The organism is Bacillus sp. FG16 (assembly GCF_057809515.1).
Genome location: NZ_JBMDKC010000013.1, coordinates 41,085 through 65,652, shown reverse-complemented (window position 1 = coordinate 65,652; position 24,568 = coordinate 41,085). Strand labels below are relative to the sequence as shown.

Genomic DNA, 24,568 nt, shown 5'->3' with positions numbered 1-24,568 from the left:
CTTATCATTCTTTTGAAAAACAATTTTGTATATAAGAAAACGGACAACTATTATCAAACTTTCTAGTTGTCCGCATCTTTCATTATTTCATCCCTCAATTTTTGTCAGTAAAACGCCCTATTACTTTATATTTACCCAAACACTTTTCACTTCTGTATAATTGTCAAGCGCATATGAACCTAATTCGCGGCCAATACCAGATTGTTTGTATCCACCAAATGGTGCAGCTGCATTTTCTAAGTTATAATCATTAATCCACACTGTTCCTGCTTTTAATTTATTTGCCACTTGATGACCCGTTTTGATATTTTGCGTCCATACACCCGCAGCAAGACCATAGGATGAGTTGTTCGCTCGTTCAATTACTTCTTCTGTCGAATCAAATGGAAGTACAACAACAACTGGTCCAAATATTTCTTCCTTAACGATTGTCATATCGTCTGTAACGTCTGTGAATACAGTTGGCTTAACGAAATAACCTTTTTCAAGCGCACGTTCGCCACCAGCCGCAACTGTAGCACCTTCTTTCTTCCCTTGCTCAATGTAATTTAACACACGCTCTTGTTGTTTCTTAGATACGAGTGGACCCATCTCCGTTCCTTTCTCCATACCTGCTCCAAGTTTTACGTTGTTCGCCATTTTCACAAGTGCATCTACTACAGTTTCATAATGTTTACGATGAACAAATACACGTGATCCTGCGCTACAATTTTGACCGTGATTATACATAATACCTTGGAATGCACCATTAATTGCTTCTTCCAAGTCCGCATCTTCTAAAATGATATTTGGTGATTTGCCGCCAAGCTCTAACGTTACATGCTTAATCATTTCTGCAGACTGACGCATAATATACTTTCCTGTAACAGTAGATCCTGTAAAAGCAACTTTATCAATGTCATGATGATTTACAATTGCCGCTCCTGCTTCAGGACCAAAGCCTGGTACAAAGTTTACAACACCGTTTGGAAATCCAGCCTCTTTAAAGAGTTTTGCTGTATATAGTAAGGATAAAGGTGTTTGCTCTGCTGGTTTTAATACGATCGTACAACCTGTCGCCAGTGCAGCTCCCATTTTCCAAGAAGACATAACGAGCGGAAAGTTCCACGGAATAATCTGACCTACAACACCTACAGGTTCATGTCTCGTATAGTTTAAGTAATCTTTTGAAATCGGGATTGTTTGCCCAATAATTTTTGTAGCCCATCCTGCGTAATAACGATAATTTTCTACAGTCGCTGAAATATCATCCTCAAGTGCTACTTGATACGGCTTCCCATTATCTAAAGCTTCTAATTGCGCTAACTCTTCTCTATGTTCTTCAATTAAATCTGCTAATTTATAAATAAGATGAGCTCTTTCAGCAGTAGTCATTTCTGCCCACGGACCAGATTCAAATGCAGATCTTGCTGCTTTTACTGCAGCATCAATATCCTCTTCTTGCGCTTCACATACGACTGCTAGAACATCTTCTGTTGCTGGATTGTACGTTTCAAACGTCTTTCCGCCAATAGCAGAAACAAATTCGCCATTAATAAACATTTTAATTTCTTCATTTAAAAACGCTTCCACTTTTGGTTTCAGCTCAATATTTGTCTTTAACATTATGTTCTCCTCCTTATTTAAACAGCTGCATGAGCTGCAATATTTGATAAAATCGTTTGAAGCTTTTGATCTTCGTTAACAGTTAATCCTAGTCTTGGATAGCGAGAAGGTCCTCCCGCTTGCCCATGTAATTCCATGGAACGTTTAACGATTTGAACATATTTCCCTGACCCTTCAAGAAACTCGCAAAGTGGTAAAATAGCATCGTTTATTTCCCATGCTTTTTCTAATTCACCATTTTGAAAATGCTCATACATTTTTGTAACGAGACCAGGAACGATATTTCCTGCTACTGAAACCCATCCCGAGGCACCAACTAAATATGATTCCATAACTAAATCTTCAGAACCACAGAAGACTTGGAAAGCCCCTTCACTTTGTCTTACTAAATCTCTCGCTTTTCGAATATCTCCGCTAGATTCTTTAATATGTGTAACATTTTCACAATCTTTTCCAATACGGAGCATTAGCTCTGTACTCATATCAACACCAGAAGTAAATGGATTATTGTATAACATAATTGGTATATTTACAGAGTTTGAGATTTCTTTAAAATGAAAATAAATCTCCTCTTCCTTCGGTTTACAATAGTAAGAGTTTATAATTAATGCACAATCCGCTCCGTGTGCTTCTGCATGTTTCGTATATTCAATTGTTTCTTTCGTCGTCTCTGCTGCAGTTCCAACAATGACTGGAATACGGCCATCAATTTCTTTCAACACGGTTTCTACCATTTTAAATCGTTCTTCTTTTGATAAACTTACAAACTCTCCTGTACTTCCATTAATGATGACACCTGCAACCTTTTGTTCGATAAAGTAATTTACATTTTGTTTTACCCCATCCCAATTAATTTCCTGAAATTCATCCATCGGTGTTATTAATACTGGAAATGCCCCTTTAATTTTTTGCATATTTATCTCTCCCTATCACATTTTATTTTAATAAGAAACCTGCCGGAAACGGATCCGTAGGGTCTAATAGAAACGTCTGCATCCCTGTAATAAATCCTCTACTTTCAAAACGGAAAATGTATCCTAGTTCCTCCTTCTTCACTTTTTCCACAGTTATAAAACTATTAAATATACTTTCATTTTTAAAAGGTTGATCCGCCATATAATCATTTTTAAATAATGCATGAACATAGGAAACAATAGTAGAAACAAACCCCGGTGAACGAACAATAAAATTATTTTCATGAAATGTAATCGATTTTATATGGTTTTCCTCTTTATTCAAGGAATCTATTAATATAAGTCTTTTTATAAGTAGTTCCTTTTTTATAGCTTGAAGCGTAGCTTCTCCCCATTTTTTTAATTCGGAAATATTTTCCATACAGATTTCTGGTGAATACGTATCCTTTTCTACTACTGCATATACTTTATCTGCCTGTATGAGAGAGTAAGTGATATTACCACTCTTTAAATTTTCCTCAATCATATAGCATAGTTTGCTTTCAAACGAAACAGATATAACTTCATCATTCTCTACATACGCATGAACTAAAAATATTCCAGATAACGTTTCAATTTTATATTGATTGGACTCTCTCTTTTTTAAATACCCACTTTCGAGTAACATCGTTATTACCGCAACAATGCCCCCATAATGAAGCGGAATCGAACCTTCATGATTAAAAAATAATACAGCTGCATCTACTTCATTATGGATAGATGGAACGACAATACACCCATTCAAACCAATAAAACCACGTGGTTCATTTAATAAAAGCTTCATCTCTTCTGCTAATTCACCTGAAAATTGTTCATTTAATTGCTCCAAACTGTAGTAGTATTTGCATGGTACGTCCTTCATTACACGAAATGCCTCGCCATTTACATGTACGTCTACTGCTGTATACATTTTTTGAATGTTCATTTTATATCCTCCGTTTCATGTTCCATCGGCGGAATTAGCAAAAATCCTTCTTTGAGTGGATCCATTTCATTGTAAAAAAATTTATGCATACCCATAAGCCAAGCTGATCCCGTAATTTTCGTTATGACAGCTTCAATATTTTCAACATGTGTCGTATTCATGACATATCCTTTAAATAAAGAACCAACGATACTCTCATGAATGAACTCTTCACCAATTTTGATTTCTTTCTGAGCGTATAATACAGCTAGCTTCGCAGATGTTCCTGTACCGCATGGGGATCGATCTATTCCGCCTGGTGGTACAACAACTGTATTTTTCACATGCGCACATTCATGAGTAGCATCTGTATAAAATTCAACATGTGTTAATCCTCTTATAAACGAATACTCTGGATGAGTAATTTCAAACTTCTCATTAATTGTGTTTCTTATATGAATCGCCTTATCGATGATTGTAGATGCATTTTCTGGTACTAATTCTAGACCTACTGACTTCGCATCAATAATGGCATAAAAATTCCCTCCATACGCAATATCAGCCTCTACAGTTCCAATGTCTTTGACGTGTACAGTAATATTTTTCAATAAAAAAGCTGGTATGTTACAGAAAGATACCTCTTTTGCTTTTCCATCTTGAACAGCAATATCTACTTCAACTAAGCCAGCCGGTGTATCTAGTTTTAAAGAAGTAATCGGTTCAACTACTGGAATTAAACCTGATTCAACTAACGCTGTACATACACCGATTGTATCGTGACCACACATCGGTAAGTATCCACCTGTCTCTATGTATATAACACCTATATCAGCCTCAGGATGACATGGGTCTGTTAATAATGCCCCTGACATTACATCATGACCACGCGGTTCATTCATTAACAATTTTCGAATCCAATCATACTCCTTTTTCATATGTAACATCTTCTCTGCCATCGTCTCTCCAATCAACTTTGGAAGTCCGCTAATTAATGTCCTCGTTGGATTCCCGCCCGTATGTGTATCAATAGTCGTAAAGACTCTTTGTGACCTCATCCGTTTAACACCCTTTCTGTAAAACGACTCAAACGAAGTGGTTCAATAGGAATAATTGTCTCTTTTTCATTTAATAACTCTTCAATTACTTTCCCAGTAACTGCTGCAAGACTAATCCCATCACCTTCATGTCCTGCGGCAATGAAATAATTCGGAATATGTTCCACTCGTGAAATAATCGGCAAATGATCTTCTGTCCACGGACGTAAACCAGCGTAAGAACGTATTACCATCATATCTGCCATTTTCGGATAAAAGCGAATTGCTCTATTTGCGATACATTTAATGACTTCATTGTTTATCCTCGTATGAAACCCTACAAATTCACGGCTACTTCCAATTAAGAAATTTTGACTTTCAGTAGGCTCAAATACGAGCGCAACCCCGTATTTTTCAGTTAAAGCATCTACTTTTCGTTTTCCGCCAAATTTAGAAATTAAATAACCGAATTCCATTACTTTACGGCACCCTACGTGTTGTTGCCTTGAAGCTACAATAATATGCCCTTTTCTCGGTTCAATTGGTATATTTATATCCAACATCTGTCCAATCTTAGTAGCCCATACACCGGCTGCATTTACAACTTGTTTTGCTGTAAAAGTACCATTTGTAGTTTCTACAACAAATGAACCATTCGTCTCTATTTTCATACTCTTTACTTCGGTCTGCTTAAAGGCTTTTGCGCCAAACTTTTGTGCCTCTGACAGAAGCGAGAAAGCAAGGAGATATGGATTCACAGTTGAATCCGTCGCACATTCTAAACCTCCTAATAAATCATCAGCAAAAAAAGGCGACTCTTCTCTTATATCTTGCCTATCAAGCATTCGAAACGGTAATCCAGCTTCTTTTTGCCGATTTACCCATTGCTGCGCAGCTTCCATCTCTTCGTCTGACTCACATACGAGAATACTTCCTGGTGCCCTATATTCAAATGAATGCTCTAATTTTTCACTTAAATCAGTTACTAATTTTTGACTTACTAAAGACATTTGACTATCAAATCCCGGATCTTTATCAATGGCCAAAATATTCCCATCACACCGTGAAGACGTCCCGCTGACAAATTCTCCTTTTTCAATGATTGTTACGTCTCTTCCGTATTTTGAAGTGTAATAAGCGATAGAACACCCTATTATTCCACCACCTATAATTAAAACGTCGCAGTGCCTCACAATATACTCCTCCTTTCCCTAAACCTCTCACTTTCTTTTATGCAATTGACGTGCCAACTCTTCATATATACAATTTCCATAAACAATATTTTTATTTGTAAAAATAATTCAAATTTATAGTAAATAGGTGTATTATTTTTTTATCACTGTCAAAATTTTTATACATAACGGGAGGGCATTATGGCATTTTCATTTCCGACTATACAAGAGTTTTTGGAACGTGTTTTAATCGATCATACATGTAGCCTTAATCACATTAAGCAAGTAAACGAAAAGTTTTATTATCTCCCTTCTACTACAGAAGAATATAATTGCACCATTATTTATGTAGATGACTCATTCACTGCATTAATTGACGCTTTTTCTTATGAATTAGCTGTTATCATCCTTAACGAAAACGATGAGCCGATATGCTGTATAACTTCTCAGCAAATGATTCCATTTCTTTATAAGTCCTACAATGAACTACAGGCATTTTATGACACTGTAATAGAAACAACTGACTCTTCTGTTACAGTCATTGATAGTAAAGAATGCGTTCGAACTTGGACAGATGGTGCTGAAAAAATATTTTCAGTCAACCATAATGAAATTATTGGGCAACCGATTACTCGTTTTTTTGATTATAAAGACTTGGAAATTTTACAATCTTTACATGATGGAAAAAGCATAGTCGCTCAGTTCCATCAGCCTCGTCCCGATTTATTCGTATTAATTAATTCAAATCCAGTTTATTGTAATGATGAAATTATAGGAGCAGTCGTTTCAGAAACAGATGTTACAAATCAAGTCGCTTTAAATGAAAAACTATTTAATATGTCACATGAAATGCACCGTTTAGAACAAGAAGTGGCAAAGTATAAAGATGAATCCGATCCATTTCTTGCGATGAATGGAAAAAGTCCTGTTATACAAAGAACAATACAATTAGCTAGAAAAGTTTGTTCGGTGAAATCAACTGTTTTAATACTTGGGGAAAGCGGAGTTGGAAAAGAAGTATTTGCGAAAGCAATTCATGAAGCAAGTGAAGCAGTGAAGGCGCCTTTCATTTCGATTAACTGCGGGGCAATTCCAGAAGCGTTATTTGAAAGTGAATTATTCGGTTACGAGCGTGGGGCGTTTTCTGGAGCTAATAGTAAAGGGAAAAAAGGTAAAATTGAACTCGCACAAGGCGGTACTTTATTCCTAGATGAGATTGGCGAAATGCCGCTCGATATGCAAGTAAAACTGTTACGTGTACTACAAGAACGAAAGTATTACCGAGTTGGTGGTGAAAAAGAAATTAATATTGATTTCCGCATTATCGCTGCTACAAATCGTGATTTACAAGAAGAAATGAGAAAAGGAACTTTCCGAGAAGATTTATACTATCGTTTAAATGTAGTTAGCTTACATATTCCACCGCTGCGCGAAAGACGAGAGGATATTATCGAACTCACATACTCATTCTTAAATGATTTTTCAATCAACTATAACAGACCAATTCGTGACTTACCTTCAAGCATTATGCATGAACTGCTTCATTACAATTGGCCAGGTAATATTCGCGAACTTCGAAACGTTGTTGAAAGACTTGTGGTATTTGCGACAGACGGAATTATAAAACAAGAATATTTACCATTTCATACAACCGAAAATTTAGACAATCATACAGCTCATTCCCTATTACTCAGCAACAATAATACAATCCTTTCTTTACAAGAAGAGATGGATGAGCATGAGAAAAAAGTTATTGAAAGGGCTTTACGAATTTTAAATGGGAATAAATTAGAATGCGCAAAACAACTTGGCGTAACAAGGGCTACTTTATATAACCGTTTAAAAAAACTTGGACTTCAATAAAGAAGCAGTATGCACCGATTAGGCGTTTACAGGTAGCTCTCTCTCTCTCCCTCCTCTATATTGGCATGATTTTTGCATATATAATTTGTGCAAACCGAACTAGAGGAGGAATACATATGACAAATAAAAACAACTTAATCGTTTGTCGTTGTGAAGAGGTTACATACGGACAACTTCAATCGACAATTGCTGAATATAACTGCTCGGCAAGAGAATTAAAACTAAGAACACGTGCTGGCATGGGATTTTGCGGTGGTCGTACATGCAGAATAATGTTAGATCGAATGATTGAAAATGCGAAGCCTGGCGTAACTCTTAATGAACTACCGTTAAAATATCAACCACCAATACGTGCAGTTACTTTTGGATCGGTAGGTGAAAGTAAATGAGTAGAATTACACATCACCCTATTTTAGGTACTTTACAAAGTAGTGAGCGTATTACTTTTCAATTTAACGGTCATCAATACGAAGCATATGAACATGAAACGATAGCTGCTGCCCTGTTAGCAAATGAAATACGGACATTAAGAGTTCATGAAGATAGCGGGACACCGCGAGGTATTTATTGTAATATCGGGCACTGTTCCGAATGCCGCGTGACAGTAAACAATCAAACAAATGTACGCGCATGCTTAACTGTTGTAGAAGAAAACATGGTTGTTGAAAGCGGGAAACAACATCCGAATATCGTGAGAAAGATGGTGAAAAAACGATGAGTGATGTAATTATTATCGGTGCAGGGCCAGCGGGATTATCTGCTTCTATCTCTTGTGCTCGTTTCGGACTAAAAGTGCTCGTTATTGATGAATTTATGAAGCCGGGCGGGAGATTGTTAGGACAGTTGCATCAAGAGCCTACTGGAGAATGGTGGAACGGAATAGAAGAATCGAAGCGACTTCATGAAGAAGCAGAATCACTTTCAGTACATATCAGGTGCGGTGTGTCGGTCTATAATTTAGATAAAGATGAAAACAATTGGTTTGTACATACTAATATCGGTACGTTAGAAGCGCCATTCGTACTACTTGCTACTGGTGCTGCGGAATATTCTATTCCCCTTCCAGGCTGGACACTTCCAGGAGTGATGTCAATTGGAGCAGCTCAAGTTATGACAAATGTTCATCGCGTGCAAGTTGGAAAAAAAGGAATCATTATTGGTGCTAACATTTTGTCTTTCGCCATTTTAAGTGAATTGCAATTAGCGGGAATTAAAGTAGATCATATTGTACTCCCTGAAAAAAGCGAGTTAAGTCAAAAAGCTGGTGAACCTGAAGAAGTTTTAAACTCTCTTTTAAATGCAGCACATCTCGCTCCTTCTGCTATTTTACGAATAGGTAGCCACTTTATGAAATATGATTGGATTCGAAAAGCTGGATTAACATTCTATCCAAACAGCGGAATGAAAATAAACGGAACGCCACTTCACCTTCGGAAAGCAGCTCTTGAAATTATCGGAACAGATCAAGTTGAAGGTGTACGTATTGCTAATATTGACTCTAAAGGAAATGTTATTAATGGATCAGAGAAAATATATGAAGCAGATTTTGTTTGTATTGCCGGGGGATTATATCCACTTGCCGAACTTGCAGCTGTAGCTGGTTGTCCCTTCCATTACATTTCAGAATTAGGCGGACATGTTCCTCTCCATTCCGAAACAATGGAAACCCCTCTTCCTGGTTTATTTGTAGCTGGCAATATTACAGGCATTGAAAGCGGAAAAATTGCGATGGCGCAAGGAACAGTTGCAGGTCTATCAATTGCTAAATACGCAGGTGAAAAACATGATATAGTCGACCAACAATTATATCACGCCATTCAAAACGTTCACTCTGTTCGTCAAAAAGCTGCAATTCAGTTTAATCCGATGGTAGATATCGGTAGACGAAAGATGAATGAAATTTGGCGTGATTATTCTTCTACATATGCACATACTAAAAAGAGCTGCTGAGATTATTCTCAACAGCTCTTTTCTCTACTCATCCGAGTTATTAAATTTCGCTAATGCGTAAATACCTTCTTCATCATCTAATTCAAGTTGTAATCTCGCTGCGAATGAATTGACATTATATTCTCTGTCAAGCAATAAGCGTAATGCTTCGATTAAGTTTGCTTGAATTAAAATTTGCTGGCGACCATTTACCTCTACTTCCGCAGAGAAACCGTAGTCATCGTCATACATGAGTTCAACTAACACTTCTTCTGGACCCACTTGTCTTTTTTCAGCTATATATACGCAAAGCGCATTTATTAATTCTTGTTCAGAAATTTTTATTGTTTCCATGCTACTTCATCTGCCTTCTTCTTACGTTGGTCTTTGAAGTATTTAAATGCACGAACTGCTAACATTACGATACCAGCCATTACTAACATATTTACCATAAACGCTAATACAGAACCAAGAGCTCCCATATTTGCAAATAAGCTACCCATTAGTAAACCACCAAGACCACCTAGTAATAAACCTTTCATAAAGCTTCCTTTATTACTTTTTGGTGCTGTGTTTGTTGCTTTCGTTTTTGAATCTGGAGTCGTTTTTTGAGAATTTACATTTGAGTCTTTTTTGTTTAAATCAACTTTTGACTTTTGACCTGAACTTGGTGTAAATGATTTTTTACCAGATTTGTAACTTTTCGCTGCTGCATGATCTACGAACATAAAGCTGCTAGCCCCAAAGATAACCATGAATGCTGTCATTACTGCTACAAGTTTTTTCAACATATTATATCCATTCTCCTTTTATATAGATATATGTGAAATCTATCTTTCTAGTAAATTCAGAATGATAGATTTGTTTTTAAGAACATTTTAAAGGTTCTTATGAACTTATTATATGAACTTTTGTCGAAATATGCAAGTATTATTTACTTTCAACAGTTTGGTGACAAAGGAAAAATTAAGCAAAACAGAATTGACTTTAAATGAAACAAAACATATTATAAGTTCATAAGAACTTTTTATTATTTTGGAGGTGAAAAGATGGAAACATTTCATCTCACACGAAACGAAATGGCTACCCTTCTTCTATCACTAAGAGGATGGAATACGAAAAAGCCTCTCGGTATTTTACAAGAAGCTTGGGCAAAGTCACATAAAAAAGATATTGAAAGCGGACAAAGCGTTACAGCTTTTATTACTACCGCACTTTCACCTATTTTTGAAAAGCTGATTAAAATTGACGATACTGATGTCGGTTTTTCTTTAAATGAAATAGTTGCGCTTGGCAATCAGATTGAAAACACAAGTTTCTCTGTAACTGCTATGCAAAACTGGGTGAAACGAGATATAAAAGAAATGATTGGCTCTCCTCAAAAAGGGAAAAAATATTCGATTGAACAAGCAGCCTTACTGTTCATTGTCGAAGATTTAAAAACAGCACTTGATTTTGAATCAATTCGTAAGCTATTACGCCTTATCGTTAATGACCCAGCCGATCGAAGTGATGATTTAATCAATCCTGTTCATTTATATGTAGCATACTCTTCTCTATTTGAAGAACTCAATCAAGGGAATTGCTTACAACTAAATGCAACAGATACAGTTCATACAATTGAAAACATCGTAAAAGAAAAAGCTGATAAAATCGCAAGCAAGTTCGATCAAATTAATAACGAACAACGCGAAGCAATTCGTAACGCTATTATTATTGCGACCCTTTCTGTACATACCGCTTATGTACAAATGTTAGCAAAACGTTACGTAACAGCAACGTTATTTTTACAGAACTTAGATGTGAAGCCTTAAAAAATAGGAGCAGAAATGCTTCTATTTTTTTATAACGGAAACAAGCAAGCATCTGTTCCAAATATACAACAAATGCTTGCTTGATTTATTTAAATTTAAGTTTCATTTCATATAAAGCCGTAGTATTACGCATATCTACAAGTAGTGTCATTTAAGGTTCCATATATCCCTCTAACCCTCATTACATTCAGAATTAACTTTTTTTACCGTGCTATTTTCTCATTCTTAATTCTATGCATATCATACACTTTCACTTCATTCTCTATATATGATTTTACTTTTTTAAATTCAGCTTTCTCATAACAACGAATTGCCCTTTTGTTATCTTCCCTTACCTGTAATACAACTGCTTGTATATCGGAATCTAAAAACGATTTACTTATGAAATACTTTGTAATTTCTGTTCCAAGTCCTTTTGAATATAAATTCGAAACGCCAATAAGAATAGAGTATTCCATCACATAGGTATCATCATATTTCGTCTTTTTTAATCCGACTCTTCCTATTACTTCATCTCTCACTATTATTACATGATAACTTGCATAAGACCGCGCTAATTTTTTAGTCCAATACTCCCGAAGTTCTTCTATTGTATATCGCTTAAATGGTTTCACATCTGCTATGTTATGTAATTCTTCGTCGTTATACCATTCTAATATAATTGGTAAATCATCCAATTCTAGAAGACGTTCTTCCCAGTTCACATTTCCACCCCATCTATTTTATGTTTTCAAACCATTTTAAAAAGAATATGCATATTCTTTTTTAGGTAATCTCACTATCTGTTGAATAAAAGGGGATTTTTCTACAATATCCTCTAACTGCCCCTCACTATAAACATAAATACCACCTACATATGAACTGTACGCCTTTTTCTCAGTTATTATCGCTAAATTGTTATTTTCCTTTTTAAAATCACCCTCCACTCCTTTTTGAAATGATAAACTTTTAGTTGGTGAAACATAAAGTTGAATTAAAGATACTATTTCAACATCATCTGATTTTGCAAAGCACTGTATTTCATTTAAAATTATTTCATCTTGTAACGGAAGAAAGTCTTCTACTTCTAACTTCTCTCCTTTATGAAAAAAGTTTTGAAGTTCAGGAGTATAGAACGAAAGATTTTTCTCCTCTATCATTTTAAAAATTGTTTGCAGCAATATGTCTTTTCCTATCACAAACGGGTGGCCAAATCCATTATTGTAAAGCCCTTCTTTCATTTTCATTAATTGTTCGATGAAGGGGATTCCCGATTCTTCAATAACAAGTTTACCGTCAATTAAACGCATGTTAGCAATCAATTCTTCTATCTGTAAACCTTCTAATTCAAGCGATGAGTAATATAAATCTCTATTCCAAAAATCTAATTGATCCATTCCTAATGAATTAAATAAGAGCTCATCTATAATTGGAAAAACTCCATCTTCTGTTAAAACTTTCGTTACATCACCTATTAATCCAGTTGTTTGATTTAAAATCGTACGTATTTCTTCGTCCTCTTGAATGATTCGTACCGTCCACTCACCATGATCTTCACCCGATATTTGCTGAAAACAATGTGAATATGGCCCATGTCCAACATCGTGTAAAAGGGCTACAGTAGATACTAGCTTTCGTTCATATTTCGATAAATGTATGTCACCAATCTCAGTAAGATGTTCTATCACTTTATTTACTAGCACATATACACCTATCGAATGTTCTTCCCTCGTATGTATTGCGTTCTCATGTAAAAGATAAGTATGTCCTTGTTGTTTAATATTCGCCAACCTTTGAAATGCTTTTGTATCTATCAATCGAAGGATATCTCTATCACGAATAAAGATTGGTCCATAAATCGGATCTGTAATATACATACGTTCTCCTCCTATTTTTGTAAATGAAAGACCTATACCATTATACTTAATTTTCAGTCTATTATCATTGATATATGAGAAATTTTTAATAATCTTTTCATTAACCCTTCATGAAAACGCGGCTTATATCCTTTACTATAATACTTATGAGAGACATAAAAGAATTGAAATAGCAATCCCCTATGTAAATAAGGTATAATCTACATATAGTGAACCTTTTACGTTATTAAATAAAAGGTTCTTATACTCAAAAATTCATAAACTAGAAGGTGCAACAATGTTAAGTAGTTTTATTCATTCAGTATTAACGTTTTTTGAAGGATTAGGTTATTGGGGCATTATGCTTGGACTTATGATTGAGATTATTCCAAGTGAAATAGTCCTTGCTTATGCAGGTTACTTAGTATTCAATGGTAGTATCTCATTTATAGGTGCAGTCGTATTCGGTACAATTGGCGGTGTTATTGCCCAAATCTTTATTTATTGGCTTGGACGATACGGCGGACGCCCCATATTAGAACGTTATGGAAAATATATTTTCATACATAAAAAACAAATAGATGCTGCAGAAGATTGGTTTAATCGTTACGGAACTGGCGTCATTTTTACAGCACGCTTCATTCCAGTAGTACGTCATGCGATTTCAATTCCTGCTGGTATTACAAAAATGCCTTTACTACGTTTCACTACATTAACAGCACTTGCGATTATCCCTTGGTCTATTATTTTCATTTATTTAGGTGAAAAACTAGGCGAAAACTGGGAGAATATAAACGATATTGCTGGTCCGTATGTGAAATCATTTGCAATTGGTGGCGTCGTACTTATACTTTTATACTTCGTTATAAAAAAATGGACAAAAAAGCGCAAAAATCTTGCTTAAGAATATAATAAAAACCGCTATAAATTCATTCGGAATTATAGCGGTTTTTTATTTATATATGAATTAATCTTCAGGAATTATATAACACCTTTCCATCTACATTTACATGGATAAGCAACCATTCGATCATTCTTTTCGTATATTATCTCAAAAAGGAGTGATTCCCCTATGCATTGGCAGCAAAAAATACCATACTTAATCGGACGCCCTATCGGTATTTCCTTCATAAATGGGCAAGGAACTTCTGGCGTATTATGTTCAGCGCATGATGGTCAATTATATGTGTATGAATACCTTTATCAAGCTCAGTTCGCAATGAAACATTATGATTATAGACAGGTTCAAGATATACATGCATTCCCAAATTGCCCTCACCAAAATCCTCTATACTAAAAAAATCGGAACGGCTCATAGCCATTCCGATTTCTATACTTTATTTCTCAGAATAAAATTTCTGCACTGCTTCATCAAAATAAATCCAACCTTTCCAGCCTAAATGAATCGTATCTTTTAAGAAATACTTATCATATTCATGACCAGAGAAATCAACTACTGGATATCCTGCTTTCTCAACCTGTTCTCGAACTTTATTATAATACACTTCACGGCGTTCTTTCGGGAAGCCAGTATAATCATACCAAGGCCCATTTACAGGTACAGAAATAAAGAGTGGTTTGACATTTTTCTCTTTAAATAAATCTAAAATAATTTGTAAATCATCATATTCTGGTGATTCATCATATGTTTCATTTGCTCTAAAGTTTTTTAAACCTTTTAGTTTTTTCTTCAGATTATTCTTATGATAATACGGATTTTCAATTCCGAATGTATTTGTAGTAGACTCAGCTTTCCCTTCTTGTTCCGCGTGTTTACGTGCATCTTCCCAAGAAATTGAACGAAGTCCGATATTTGTTTTCTCTTTCATCGGTTCGATTTTAAATAAAGAGTTAAATAAATCTCTATGATCTAAAATATTTCGATGCATATAAGCAAGTGGTTTAGCTAAACCTGCTTTTATGTTATGTTTTGTATCATTATATACAATACCTTCTAATGAATTTTTTAATATATCATCTTCTTGAACAACTTTATAATCTAATAGCCGTTTCGCGATTTGCTTCTTCATTTCTGGATTTATCTCATCATTAAAAATAAAATGATATGCTTGTTGTTTGGAGAAATTATTAGTGAAATCCCCTTGTGAGACACCAGTCTTTGTAAACCATTGTGGTGAAAGAACAAAGACTACTTTTTTACCTTCTAATTCATCCATAGTAGATGTCATATTTAAAATATGAGCTAAGCTTTGTGTACCGCCAGTTCCAATTAAAAACGGTGTAAAACCAGCTGGATTTACTTTGAAATAATTAGACGGATGATATGCATCCATTCGTAAAAATTCTGATGAACCGTACATCGGTAAATACTGTGAATTCTCTAACATTTTTTGCTGTAAGAAAGCACTTTGTAATTTCTCTTTTTGTAAAGAAGTTGCCGCATCTTCTACCTTCTTATCACTAATAAGCGATACTAAACTTTTCGATGGGATTAGAATGATAATGAAAAACAGCACACACGCTAAAATTATAGGACCAAAAGCATGCTTCATTTTCATTTTCTGTCCCTCTTTCTATCGTTATTAACTTGTAACCCTTGTTTTTGACACGCCATCTTTTCTCTCCTTTTTCTCTATACATGTTCCATTCTATTTATCTATTATATACATGTATGTATTTCCTTCCTTGTTCTATTAAGCCCTATATAAATAGCGCCAGAAAATGTTTCCATAGAAACACGTTAATTATACAAGATTCTACATAAATTTCACACTGGAATTTTAGTAATAATTTTATTTTTAAGTCGTGAAAAAACATATGAAATGTCTATATTTCATTCGGAACTGTACAAAAAACAGACTATCACACACGTGAAGTCTGTTTCCCCATTCTTTTATTTTTGTACATCTGCCCATTTTAAACTTGTAGATGGACCAAATTGATGTACATATAAATCTTTCACATATGGTTTTTGTAAGTAAGATAATCCACGCTGGAATACCGGTGCAATTACTGCATCATCAAGTAGCATTTTTTCAGCATCTTGCATTGCTTTCCAGCGAGCCTTTTCATCATTACCTAATTCTGTTTTAATCTTCTTAATTAACGCATCATATTCTGGGTTTGCATATTCTGTATTATTAACACTGCTTCCAGAAAGGAATACTTCTAAGTAAGTCATTGGATCTGGATAATCCGGTAACCAGCGTGATAACGACATTTCATATTCTTTCTTCTTCTCAAGTGCTAATTTTTGCGTATGTGGCTGTAATTTCACATTCACTTTTAATCCAGGTAAATTTTTCTCAAGCTGCTCTTTAATGTACTCTCCGACTTTTTTAAAGTTTTCTAAGTCATAATTTAATAGTTCTAACGTCACTTCATTTGTACCTGTCTCTTGTTTTGCTTTCTCCCAATATTCCTTCGCCTGTTTTACATTCGTCTTATTAAACTCAACAGCCGTACTTCTAAAATCTTTCTTATCTGGGCCTTTTAAGAATCCTTTTGGTACGTAATAATTTGCAGCAACCGAACCATCATTTAAAAATGAATCCGCAAGTCCTTTCTTATCAAAAACTGTACTTAGCGCAAGCCTTGCATTTTTATTTTTAAGAATCGGTACATTTTCATTAAATCGGAAGAAGTACATAACTGGATCTGTGTATTGTTTTAGCTCTTTATTATTTTTATATTTATCTACGAACTCTGTAGAAATAACAGCTCTATCAACTTTATCTGTTTCATATAAATTTACCGCAGTTGAAATTTCTTTTACAATTTGATAGTTTACTTCATCTAACTTCACTTCTTTTTTATCCCAATATTTATCGTTTTTCTTCATTGTAAAGCTAGCTTCATGCTTCCACTCTGATAATGTAAACGGTCCATTATATACCGCTTTATTTGCTTCTAATCCGTATTTATCACCTTGCTCTTTCGCATATTTTTCGTTAATTGGATAGAAAGATGGTAAAATTAATAATTTCGTAAAATACGGTACAGGATGTTCTAGCTCTACGACGAATGTTTTATCATCTTTCGCTTTTACTCCTAATTCATCTAGACCTAGTTGTTTTTTATTTATCTTCTCAGCGTTTTTCACATCGTACGCAATGTATGCATATTGAGAAGCGGTATCTGGATTAATCAATTGCTTCCAAGCGTATACGTAATCATGAGCAGTTACTGGATCTCCGTTAGACCATTTCGCATCACGCAATTGGAATGTATATGTCTTTCCATCTTTACTCACTTCATATTTTTGTACGCCTGCCTCAATTACTTCATCATTTTTCGATAGACGGAATAGTCCTTCCATTACGTTATTCAAAACGTTAAACGAGACTGCATCTGTGACTTTCCCTGAGTTTAACGACGGAATTTCACCCGTTTCTAGTAACTGTAATACTTTCTTTTCATCTTTCGGCTTTGTTGTAGTTTTTTCTTTTGCGCAGCCAACTAAAAATGAAGAAACTAATAGAGTACTAACTAATGAGTAACGAACAACTTTTTTCATTTAAAAACCCCCTCTATTTTTAAGGTAAGTAACGACGAGCACCAGCGTATTCTTCTATATATCCTGGTGTATTTAGTGGTATAATCTCTACCGACCTTTCAGCTCTTGGTGAGTGAATCATATTGCCATCACCAATATACATTGCAACGTGATGGACACTACCTTTCCCTTGATTATGCGCAAAGAAGATTAAATCTCCCTTTTGTAAGTTTTCTTTATCAACTGCAATTCCTGCTCTTGATTGCGGTCCAGAATCTCGCGGAATTGTAATGCCGTGCGATTTATAAATCGTATGCGTGAAGCCAGAGCAATCAAATCCAAAACCACTTGTACCAGCCCATATATAAGGTAAACCTAAAAACATTTTCCCTGTGTTAATTAAATCATCAGCGGTCGGTTTTGGAATATCAGTTTGAGAACGGTAAACTGTTCCATCATTTTTTCGTAGCCATGCTTTCTGACCATTTGGCAACAATACACGGTATGACATTGTGTCTTCACTTAATAGCGGCAGTCTTGTATTATAACTGACTTCAAGTGATTTATGTTTTTCAGAAGGATTTATATATAAAATCGCTGTTGGCTTTGTTATTAACACAAAAGGTTCATTTGTTTTATCTGCAAATTCTTGATTATATGTTAATTGCTTTTCAGGCATCCAGCCCGGATAACCTTCTTCATTTCGTGGTGTTGGCTGTCCATGCACTAATACCTTCACCCATTCGCCTTTCTTATCAATAACAGTTACTTCTTGACCGAGTAACGCTTGTGTTTCTAATTTATTTGCATTTGTTAACCATAGTTTCTCGTCAAGTGTCATTGATTTTGTCCATTTCCATAGATCCACTGGGTTTGTTGCACTTGGTGTATCGATTGACCTTAATGAATCAGGTGCTGTCCATAACGTTGCAGCAGATACATCTATAAATGCTTTATTATCCTTCTTTTCTTCAGCATTTGCCGATGTAAACGATGAAAATATAAATAAAGTTGTTAAAAATGCAGTTCCTACTTTTTTCATATATATCCCCCTTAAAAAAATAGTTTACTAGTCTCTTCTCCTAAGACTTACTATTCACTGTCGATTGAAGGTTTACCTTTGATCCAGAATAAGTCATTCCTTCCGGCTCTTCCATTAACCAAAGCGGTGCATCAAGATCAAAATAATGAATATTAGGATGCGCTGCCGCTAAATGCGCAACAGCACTAACGGAAAGTGAAGATTCCATCATGCTTCCCACCATACACTTCACACCAGCTGTTTCTGCGATATCTGCAATACGCCATGCTTCACGTATGCCACCACATTTCATTAATTTAATATTAATTAAGTCTGCATATCTTCCTTGAACGAGCTTTAATGCATCACTTGCTGAAAATATACTTTCATCGGCCATAATTGGCGTTTGCACACGATCTTTGACGTACTTTAACCCATCCCAATCTTTCGCGTGTACTGGTTGTTCAATAAATTCTATATTTAAATTACGATTTTCCATCTCTTGAATGATAGAGACCGCTTCTTTTGGACTCCAACCTTGATTCGCATCTAAACGTAATGTCGTATTTCTTGGTACCACATTTCGAATTGCCTCAATACGTTCCAAATCTAAATGCGCCTCTTTACCCACTTTAATCTTTAATGTTTGAAATCCTTTTTCTATATGTTTCTTCGCTTCTTTTGCCATTAATACAGGCTCATCCACACTCACTGTAATATCCGTATAAATTTCTTTCTTCCCGCCTAACAATGCATATAACGGCACATTTTGATATTGGCAATATACATCATATAAAGCGATATCTACCGCTGCTTTCGCACTTGAATTTCCAATACAACTCATTTGAATGCGCTCTAGTAACTGCTGAAACTGAATGATATCTTGACCAATTAAACATGAACGCATCGGTCCTAAAATCGCTTCTTCCATTCCACTGGTGAAATCACCCGTAATAACTGGCGTTGCGGCTGCAGCCCCCTTACCAATCACTCCTTCGTCTGTATCAATATAAACATCTATACTTTCAATTTCTATTACAGTACGAAGCGCGGTTTTAAACGGTGTATGAAGTTTTATACGTCTACGATTTACTTTTACGTCTGTAATTTTCATTTTGTTCATCCTTTCGTTCTCCAATGAAGTGAAATCTTAATCCACCGGAAATTTATACCCACAGATTATTAGGTAAACCTATTGAGCATTTACTCTCCTATCTCTCTACTTTGCTTTTGATGTAGGACTTTAATGTGGAATAAAAAAATCCAGCCATAAGAATGATTCTTACGGCTGGATTTTGTCTATGATTGAGTAGACAAAGCAGCAATCTGATTATATTTTTTCTGTGCATCTTTTAGCGCTACAAGTAACGCTTTTTGAGAAGAACCGAAATATCGATTCTTTACTTCCATTACTAACGCCGGGTCATTTATATTTTTATGTAGAAATAAATATTTAACAAATTGAGATGTTAATGCAATTGTCGCTGAGCAGTCTGCATCTACAATTTCCCCTGTATCCTTAACAAGAACAAATGCTACGAAATAGCTTTTAAACTTTTCAGTAATGGGATTATTTTGAGGTGCTTTCGCATCCCCTACGACATAAATTGTATTTGAAGCGTACACAGCTACCTTCCTTTCTTATACGAGGATAACGGGTTTCTTAATAGTCGTATGAGCGATGAACTCAACGTTGATTAAAAAATGTATCCGCTTATCTTGTATTATAATACAATTAACAGAATTTTAACAATATTTATTTCAGTGTATATTCCATAATTGTGAAAATATCTCAAACTCTTCATTTTTACAATATGTGATTGTTCCTTGTACCATGACATTTAAACATGAAAAAACAGTTAGCTATGGCTAACTGTTTTTTCATTACTTTGGCATCACAAATATAGTTTCATTTGACTTAGAAAATTGATACTCTTTTCTCGCAAACTTCAAAATTTCTTCTTCATCGTCTGTTAAATTTTCTATGTTAGTCTTTAAAGAACCTTTATCTTTCTTTAAAGATACTAATTGTTTCTTTTGATCCATAATCGTATCTTTCTTTTTATCAATTATTTCTTGTTGTTTCGTTAAAATATATTGAACGTACAAAGTAGTTGCCGCAATAAAAAGGACCATTAAAATAAGTCGCCTTAACTTCTTTTTATTTACCCTACGCTTGTCACTAGGTTGTGATAATTGCTCTGGTATATTAGGAACATTTACTCGTTTGAGTTTCCTCATTCAAATCCCCCTAACCCATATTTTTCACTACCATCGGCACGTTTTCTTACTAAACTAAATTCTATTCTTATAAAATAAACTCCTTCACAAAAATATCCCATAAATTAACCAATTAAAGATAGCATTCGACGACATTTCCATATTTACATCGAAATTTTTTATGTATGCTGCTATAAAATAGTAGTTTCTGTAATTCTTTTTCTACTATTGTAGAAGAGTTTTTTTACACACAAAAATCCTTGCCTACATATCCATGTTATAACATGCTTATAAGGAGGGAAAATATGCATTACCGTACATTAGGTAAAACTGGAATAACTGTTTCTGAAATAGGTTTTGGGGCATGGGCAATCGGTGGTGATGAATGGGGACCGGTTAACGATAAACAATCTATAACCGCTATAAAAAAAGCAATTGAGTGTGGTGTGAATTTTATTGATACTGCGGATGTGTATGGTTTAGGACATAGTGAAAAGTTGGTGGCTACCGCGATTAAAGGACATCGTAATGATATTATCCTATCAACGAAAGGTGGTTTAATCGGACACCACTACGACCCTAATGGAGTTCCTGTATATGATACTCCCGAAAAAATCATCGCCGTATTCGAAACAAGTTTACAACGTCTTCAAACAGATTATATTGATCTTTATTTTTGTCATATTTGGTGGCATAATCGTAGAGAAACAGAAGCATTTCTACGTGCATTTGACATATTAAAACGTGATGGAAAAGTAAGAGCAGTCGGTGTTTCGACTCATGATTTACAATACATTCATCATTTCAACAACAACAACGAAATTGATATCGTACAACTTGATTACAATATATTAAATCGAAAACCAGAAAAAGATATATTACCATTCTTACAAGAGAAAAATCTAGGAGCTATTATTCGTGGTCCATTAAAAATGGGCATTTTAACTGGAAAATTCACAAATAAAACAATTTTTCCAGATGGAGATTTACGCAAAGATTGGCCAAATGAAACTTGGTTTCAAGAAGACTTACAAACCGTAGAGAAACTTCGGTTGCTCTCAAATAAAAATCAGACCCTAGGGCAACTTGCACTTCGCTATGTACTCTCTCATCCGGCAGTAAGCGTTGTAATTCCTGGTGCCAAAACCGGAATGCAAGCACAAGAAAATGCAAATGCATCTGTTCGCCCTATTTTGAGTGATGAAGAGCTTAACTATATTCATTCAATATAAAAAGCCCAATCCGGGCTTTTTAATTTGGCAAACTAATATCATACTCCATTCGCTTCGCTGTGTCCTCCGCAACATGCACACCTAACAAGTTTTTCACAATATGAAATGCCATATTAATTCCAGCTGAAATTCCGGCAGATGTTATAATATGTCCTTCATCTACAAACTTTACATTTTCTATAACTTCAACATTTTGAAACTCATTTTTAAACTTTTCAATACTAGCCCAATGTGTTGTTGCTTTTAAACCTGCCAATAAACCTGCTTTCGCCAGTAATAGCGCTCCTGTACAAACTGACGTCATCAGCTTTACTTCTTTCATTTGCTGGCCAATCCATTTTATTACTATTTCATTTTTTATTTCATATTCTCTAGCACCTAGCCCACCCGGAATTATTAAAATATCCACTGGTGGTAAATTTTCAATACTATAATCTGGCTGTACCTTCAATCCGTTCCTTGCTGTAATCATTTCCCCATTCTCGCTAACTGTATAAACAGTAAATGTTTTTTCTTCATTCACCTCAGTTACAGAAAAAACTTCAAATGGCCCTGCAAAGTCTAACACTTCTACTTCATTAAATAAAAATATACCAACACTCCATTTATTCATCATAAGTTCACTTCCTGTTTCAAATGATGTAATAGGTGATCGTATCCTTTTTCTAATGCAATTTCATACGCTGTTTTCCCATCATTTTTCTTAATCATCTTATTAGCTCCATTTTTAAGGAGTAACATAATTATTTCTTCATTTCCTAATAATGCTGCTTCGTGAAGTCCTGTCCAGCCACCACTTTGCATAATATTTACATCTGATCCTTTTTCAATTAAGAAAGTGACAAGTTCACTTTGCTTGTTCGCAATTGCTGCTTGCAAAGGTGTATTTTCATTTTCGTTTTTTGCTCTACTATGTATATCTGCACCGCTTTCTAAAAGAAAACTCGCTATTTCTTTCTGTCCAAAATAAGCTGCTAAATGAAGTGGTGTCCAGCCATCTTCACTACATTCGTTAACAATACTTGGACTCGCCTTTATAAACTCCACTACTTTTTCCCTATTACCACTTATAACAGCTTGTGCTATTGATTGTAAATGCTTCATAATAATCTCCCATCCTTCAAAATATTTAAGCATCCCCCTTCTACATGTTCTATTAATTATTACATTTCCCTTTTAAAGCCCTAAGTTTACATAATAATATTATATATTACTTTTTGTACTTAATATTGAATAGCAATAATGTTAAAAATAATGCCTTTAAACAATGAAGACTATGATTTCATTATAGTTACTGAAAAAGCAATCAAAAAAAACTATACACATAGTTTTCATCATATTTGTCAATTGCATGAACTAAAACAGGTAATTTCTATTACTGCCATTCATGCTTTCAACATATCAAATAATATTATTCCAATAAAAAAACAATCCTTTTTAAAATGGATTGTTTTTTTATTTCTGTTTTATGCAGTTTATTTTATTTTTGTATTTTCAATAACGAAATAATTACATTCACAAAAATGAAATGCTACTAACTTAACCACTCTTATAGTAAGATTCTCGTTTGAAAACAAAAAACACATTTTCGCCTTACGATTGAAAAAAACATATGTAAAAGCTTCTAAAACAGCCGCCTTATCATATTAATCTATAGCAATTCTGTCTTCTTCCCTTACCTGTTTCCTTTAACACATACGATTTTAAAACTAGCGCCGTTAATGAATCTGTTAATGTTTTATATGATAAATTTGATAATGCCAATAGATCGTTCGTATATAACATTCTATGCTTCTCTAATAGTAATAGTACTAATCGTTCAGACGGTTTTAATGCCTCATCACTTTCTAGTATAAAGTCTATATTTTTCATTTCTCTAATTATTACTCCTTATATAAAAAAATACTTTAAGTGCTAATTTAATATAAAAATAATACACAACAAACTTTGAAATATATTAAAATAACATTACTTTAAGACACTATTATACTATAACATATAAAAAGCATTTGCCGAAATAGGAAATGCTTTTTATATTGCTTATATAATTCTTCAAAAACTACATTTAAAAACGGTTGGTCATTCTCTAAATATGAATGACTAACCGTTTTCCAGCTTCTTCTCAATTACATGTTTTACCTTAAATATTTCTTGCAATATGTGGCTTACTGTAATGACTTGTTCCACCGCCACCTACTACTACTTTACCGCCTTTTTCGAAAATTAATAATTTACTTGAACCATCTGCAAGAAGTACTATTACTTCAGCATTATTACTTGTTGCTACATAAATTACATAACCACTCTTTGATATACAAGTTTCCCAATTCGCATCAAATTCTGATCTTACTACACGATTTGAATACACTTGATTTTCAATTCTATCTTGTTCTATATTTTCCAAATTGATTCCTCCCACTTCACTAAAATAGCATTTATAGGAAAATGACAGCCCTATATAAAATAGTAGCTGACTTTAACATAAATAGTATATGTAGTAAGTAGCAGAATGCTTGGACAATGAAAACCT

At 34.6% G+C, this 24,568-nt stretch carries 27 protein-coding genes; 8 read left to right on the top strand and 19 right to left on the bottom strand.

Features of this window, described 5'->3' with window-relative positions:
* Positions 1 to 120 precede the first annotated feature (120 nt).
* From ACODS7_RS07450 to ACODS7_RS07430, 5 genes are read right to left on the bottom strand one after another with little or no spacing between them, the layout of a single operon-like run.
* Complete coding sequence (locus tag ACODS7_RS07450) at positions 121 to 1,605, bottom strand: aldehyde dehydrogenase family protein (RefSeq protein ID WP_029442557.1); 1,485 nt, start codon at positions 1,603 to 1,605, stop codon at positions 121 to 123.
* Between the two features lie 17 nt (positions 1,606 to 1,622).
* Complete coding sequence (gene dapA / locus ACODS7_RS07445) at positions 1,623 to 2,519, bottom strand: 4-hydroxy-tetrahydrodipicolinate synthase (RefSeq protein WP_029442558.1); 897 nt, start codon at positions 2,517 to 2,519, stop codon at positions 1,623 to 1,625.
* Positions 2,520 to 2,541: 22 nt separating this feature from the next.
* Complete coding sequence (locus ACODS7_RS07440; RefSeq protein WP_029442559.1) at positions 2,542 to 3,483, bottom strand: proline racemase family protein; 942 nt, start codon at positions 3,481 to 3,483, stop codon at positions 2,542 to 2,544.
* Entirely contained in the window at positions 3,480 to 4,517 is a 1,038-nt protein-coding gene (locus ACODS7_RS07435; protein ID WP_016081265.1) for a proline racemase family protein, read from the bottom strand. Before ACODS7_RS07435 ends, ACODS7_RS07440 begins: the two co-directional genes overlap by 4 nt.
* Positions 4,514 to 5,689 (bottom strand): NAD(P)/FAD-dependent oxidoreductase, encoded by a 1,176-nt coding sequence (locus tag ACODS7_RS07430; RefSeq protein ID WP_029442560.1) that lies wholly within the window; start codon positions 5,687 to 5,689, stop codon positions 4,514 to 4,516. Before ACODS7_RS07430 ends, ACODS7_RS07435 begins: the two co-directional genes overlap by 4 nt.
* A gap of 180 nt (positions 5,690 to 5,869) precedes the next feature.
* On the opposite strand from ACODS7_RS07430, the gene ACODS7_RS07425 reads away from it, so the two are divergent.
* The 4 genes from ACODS7_RS07425 to ACODS7_RS07410 all read left to right on the top strand — a co-directional run bounded on the left by ACODS7_RS07425 (position 5,870) and on the right by ACODS7_RS07410 (position 9,481).
* Positions 5,870 to 7,531, top strand: a complete 1,662-nt coding sequence (locus tag ACODS7_RS07425; RefSeq protein WP_043935647.1) for a sigma-54 interaction domain-containing protein — start codon at positions 5,870 to 5,872, stop codon at positions 7,529 to 7,531.
* Between the two features lie 116 nt (positions 7,532 to 7,647).
* Entirely contained in the window at positions 7,648 to 7,920 is a 273-nt protein-coding gene (locus ACODS7_RS07420; protein ID WP_029442562.1) for a (2Fe-2S)-binding protein, read from the top strand.
* Positions 7,917 to 8,249: a (2Fe-2S)-binding protein gene (locus ACODS7_RS07415; protein ID WP_029442563.1), complete on the top strand. Its 333-nt coding sequence runs from the start codon at positions 7,917 to 7,919 to the stop codon at positions 8,247 to 8,249. Before ACODS7_RS07420 ends, ACODS7_RS07415 begins: the two co-directional genes overlap by 4 nt.
* Positions 8,246 to 9,481, top strand: coding sequence for an NAD(P)/FAD-dependent oxidoreductase (locus ACODS7_RS07410; protein WP_016081262.1), 1,236 nt, complete (start codon positions 8,246 to 8,248; stop codon positions 9,479 to 9,481). Before ACODS7_RS07415 ends, ACODS7_RS07410 begins: the two co-directional genes overlap by 4 nt.
* Positions 9,482 to 9,505: 24 nt before the next feature.
* Here the strand turns inward: ACODS7_RS07410 and ACODS7_RS07405 are convergent, their stop codons facing one another.
* Positions 9,506 to 9,814: a YxcD family protein gene (locus ACODS7_RS07405; protein WP_000447759.1), complete on the bottom strand. Its 309-nt coding sequence runs from the start codon at positions 9,812 to 9,814 to the stop codon at positions 9,506 to 9,508.
* Positions 9,802 to 10,251, bottom strand: a complete 450-nt coding sequence (locus tag ACODS7_RS07400; RefSeq protein WP_000914478.1) for a hypothetical protein — start codon at positions 10,249 to 10,251, stop codon at positions 9,802 to 9,804. The genes ACODS7_RS07405 and ACODS7_RS07400 overlap by 13 nt, the downstream gene beginning before the upstream one ends.
* Before the next feature lie 258 nt (positions 10,252 to 10,509).
* Between ACODS7_RS07400 and ACODS7_RS07395 the strand changes: the two genes are divergently transcribed.
* On the top strand, positions 10,510 to 11,274 hold the full coding sequence (locus ACODS7_RS07395) for a DUF1836 domain-containing protein (protein ID WP_000447231.1): 765 nt from the start codon (positions 10,510 to 10,512) through the stop codon (positions 11,272 to 11,274).
* A gap of 203 nt (positions 11,275 to 11,477) precedes the next feature.
* Here ACODS7_RS07395 and ACODS7_RS07390 read toward each other — a convergent pair whose 3' ends face one another.
* Both ACODS7_RS07390 and ACODS7_RS07385 read right to left on the bottom strand, forming a co-directional pair.
* Positions 11,478 to 11,978: a GNAT family N-acetyltransferase gene (locus ACODS7_RS07390; RefSeq protein WP_016081261.1), complete on the bottom strand. Its 501-nt coding sequence runs from the start codon at positions 11,976 to 11,978 to the stop codon at positions 11,478 to 11,480.
* 36 nt (positions 11,979 to 12,014) lie between these two features.
* Positions 12,015 to 13,130: an HD domain-containing protein gene (locus ACODS7_RS07385; RefSeq protein WP_016081260.1), complete on the bottom strand. Its 1,116-nt coding sequence runs from the start codon at positions 13,128 to 13,130 to the stop codon at positions 12,015 to 12,017.
* Between the two features lie 277 nt (positions 13,131 to 13,407).
* On the opposite strand from ACODS7_RS07385, the gene uptA reads away from it, so the two are divergent.
* Positions 13,408 to 14,013, top strand: coding sequence for an undecaprenyl phosphate transporter UptA (gene uptA / locus ACODS7_RS07380; RefSeq protein ID WP_000952913.1), 606 nt, complete (start codon positions 13,408 to 13,410; stop codon positions 14,011 to 14,013).
* Positions 14,014 to 14,181: 168 nt separating this feature from the next.
* The gene (locus ACODS7_RS07375; protein WP_000558692.1) at positions 14,182 to 14,406 is read left to right on the top strand and encodes a hypothetical protein; all 225 of its coding nucleotides are present in this window, start codon (positions 14,182 to 14,184) and stop codon (positions 14,404 to 14,406) included.
* 40 nt (positions 14,407 to 14,446) lie between these two features.
* Here ACODS7_RS07375 and dltD read toward each other — a convergent pair whose 3' ends face one another.
* From dltD to ACODS7_RS07345, 6 genes are all read right to left on the bottom strand, one after another.
* On the bottom strand, positions 14,447 to 15,628 hold the full coding sequence (gene dltD / locus ACODS7_RS07370) for a D-alanyl-lipoteichoic acid biosynthesis protein DltD (RefSeq protein WP_043935655.1): 1,182 nt from the start codon (positions 15,626 to 15,628) through the stop codon (positions 14,447 to 14,449).
* A 335-nt stretch (positions 15,629 to 15,963) separates the two neighbouring features.
* Positions 15,964 to 17,586, bottom strand: a complete 1,623-nt coding sequence (locus ACODS7_RS07365) for a peptide ABC transporter substrate-binding protein (RefSeq protein ID WP_029442565.1) — start codon at positions 17,584 to 17,586, stop codon at positions 15,964 to 15,966.
* A 19-nt stretch (positions 17,587 to 17,605) separates the two neighbouring features.
* A complete protein-coding gene (locus tag ACODS7_RS07360) occupies positions 17,606 to 18,607 on the bottom strand; it encodes a C40 family peptidase (RefSeq protein ID WP_029442566.1) in 1,002 nt (333 codons plus the stop codon).
* Between the two features lie 40 nt (positions 18,608 to 18,647).
* The gene (locus tag ACODS7_RS07355; protein WP_142333834.1) at positions 18,648 to 19,709 is read right to left on the bottom strand and encodes a dipeptide epimerase; all 1,062 of its coding nucleotides are present in this window, start codon (positions 19,707 to 19,709) and stop codon (positions 18,648 to 18,650) included.
* Between the two features lie 176 nt (positions 19,710 to 19,885).
* Entirely contained in the window at positions 19,886 to 20,212 is a 327-nt protein-coding gene (locus ACODS7_RS07350; protein WP_000271322.1) for a DUF3870 domain-containing protein, read from the bottom strand.
* Positions 20,213 to 20,470: 258 nt separating this feature from the next.
* Entirely contained in the window at positions 20,471 to 20,827 is a 357-nt protein-coding gene (locus ACODS7_RS07345) for an FtsB family cell division protein (protein WP_016081255.1), read from the bottom strand.
* Positions 20,828 to 21,111: 284 nt separating this feature from the next.
* Here ACODS7_RS07345 and ACODS7_RS07340 point away from each other — a divergent pair, with 284 nt between their 5' ends.
* Entirely contained in the window at positions 21,112 to 22,038 is a 927-nt protein-coding gene (locus tag ACODS7_RS07340) for an aldo/keto reductase (RefSeq protein ID WP_029442568.1), read from the top strand.
* 19 nt (positions 22,039 to 22,057) lie between these two features.
* Here ACODS7_RS07340 and ACODS7_RS07335 read toward each other — a convergent pair whose 3' ends face one another.
* From ACODS7_RS07335 to ACODS7_RS07320, 4 genes are all read right to left on the bottom strand, one after another.
* Complete coding sequence (locus ACODS7_RS07335; protein ID WP_016081253.1) at positions 22,058 to 22,654, bottom strand: DJ-1/PfpI family protein; 597 nt, start codon at positions 22,652 to 22,654, stop codon at positions 22,058 to 22,060.
* A complete protein-coding gene (locus tag ACODS7_RS07330; protein ID WP_029442569.1) occupies positions 22,651 to 23,142 on the bottom strand; it encodes an ankyrin repeat domain-containing protein in 492 nt (163 codons plus the stop codon). The genes ACODS7_RS07335 and ACODS7_RS07330 overlap by 4 nt, the downstream gene beginning before the upstream one ends.
* Positions 23,143 to 23,679: 537 nt before the next feature.
* Entirely contained in the window at positions 23,680 to 23,910 is a 231-nt protein-coding gene (locus ACODS7_RS07325) for a hypothetical protein (RefSeq protein ID WP_000789030.1), read from the bottom strand.
* 268 nt (positions 23,911 to 24,178) lie between these two features.
* The gene (locus ACODS7_RS07320; RefSeq protein WP_016081250.1) at positions 24,179 to 24,442 is read right to left on the bottom strand and encodes a hypothetical protein; all 264 of its coding nucleotides are present in this window, start codon (positions 24,440 to 24,442) and stop codon (positions 24,179 to 24,181) included.
* Between the last annotated feature and the right edge of the window lie 126 nt (positions 24,443 to 24,568).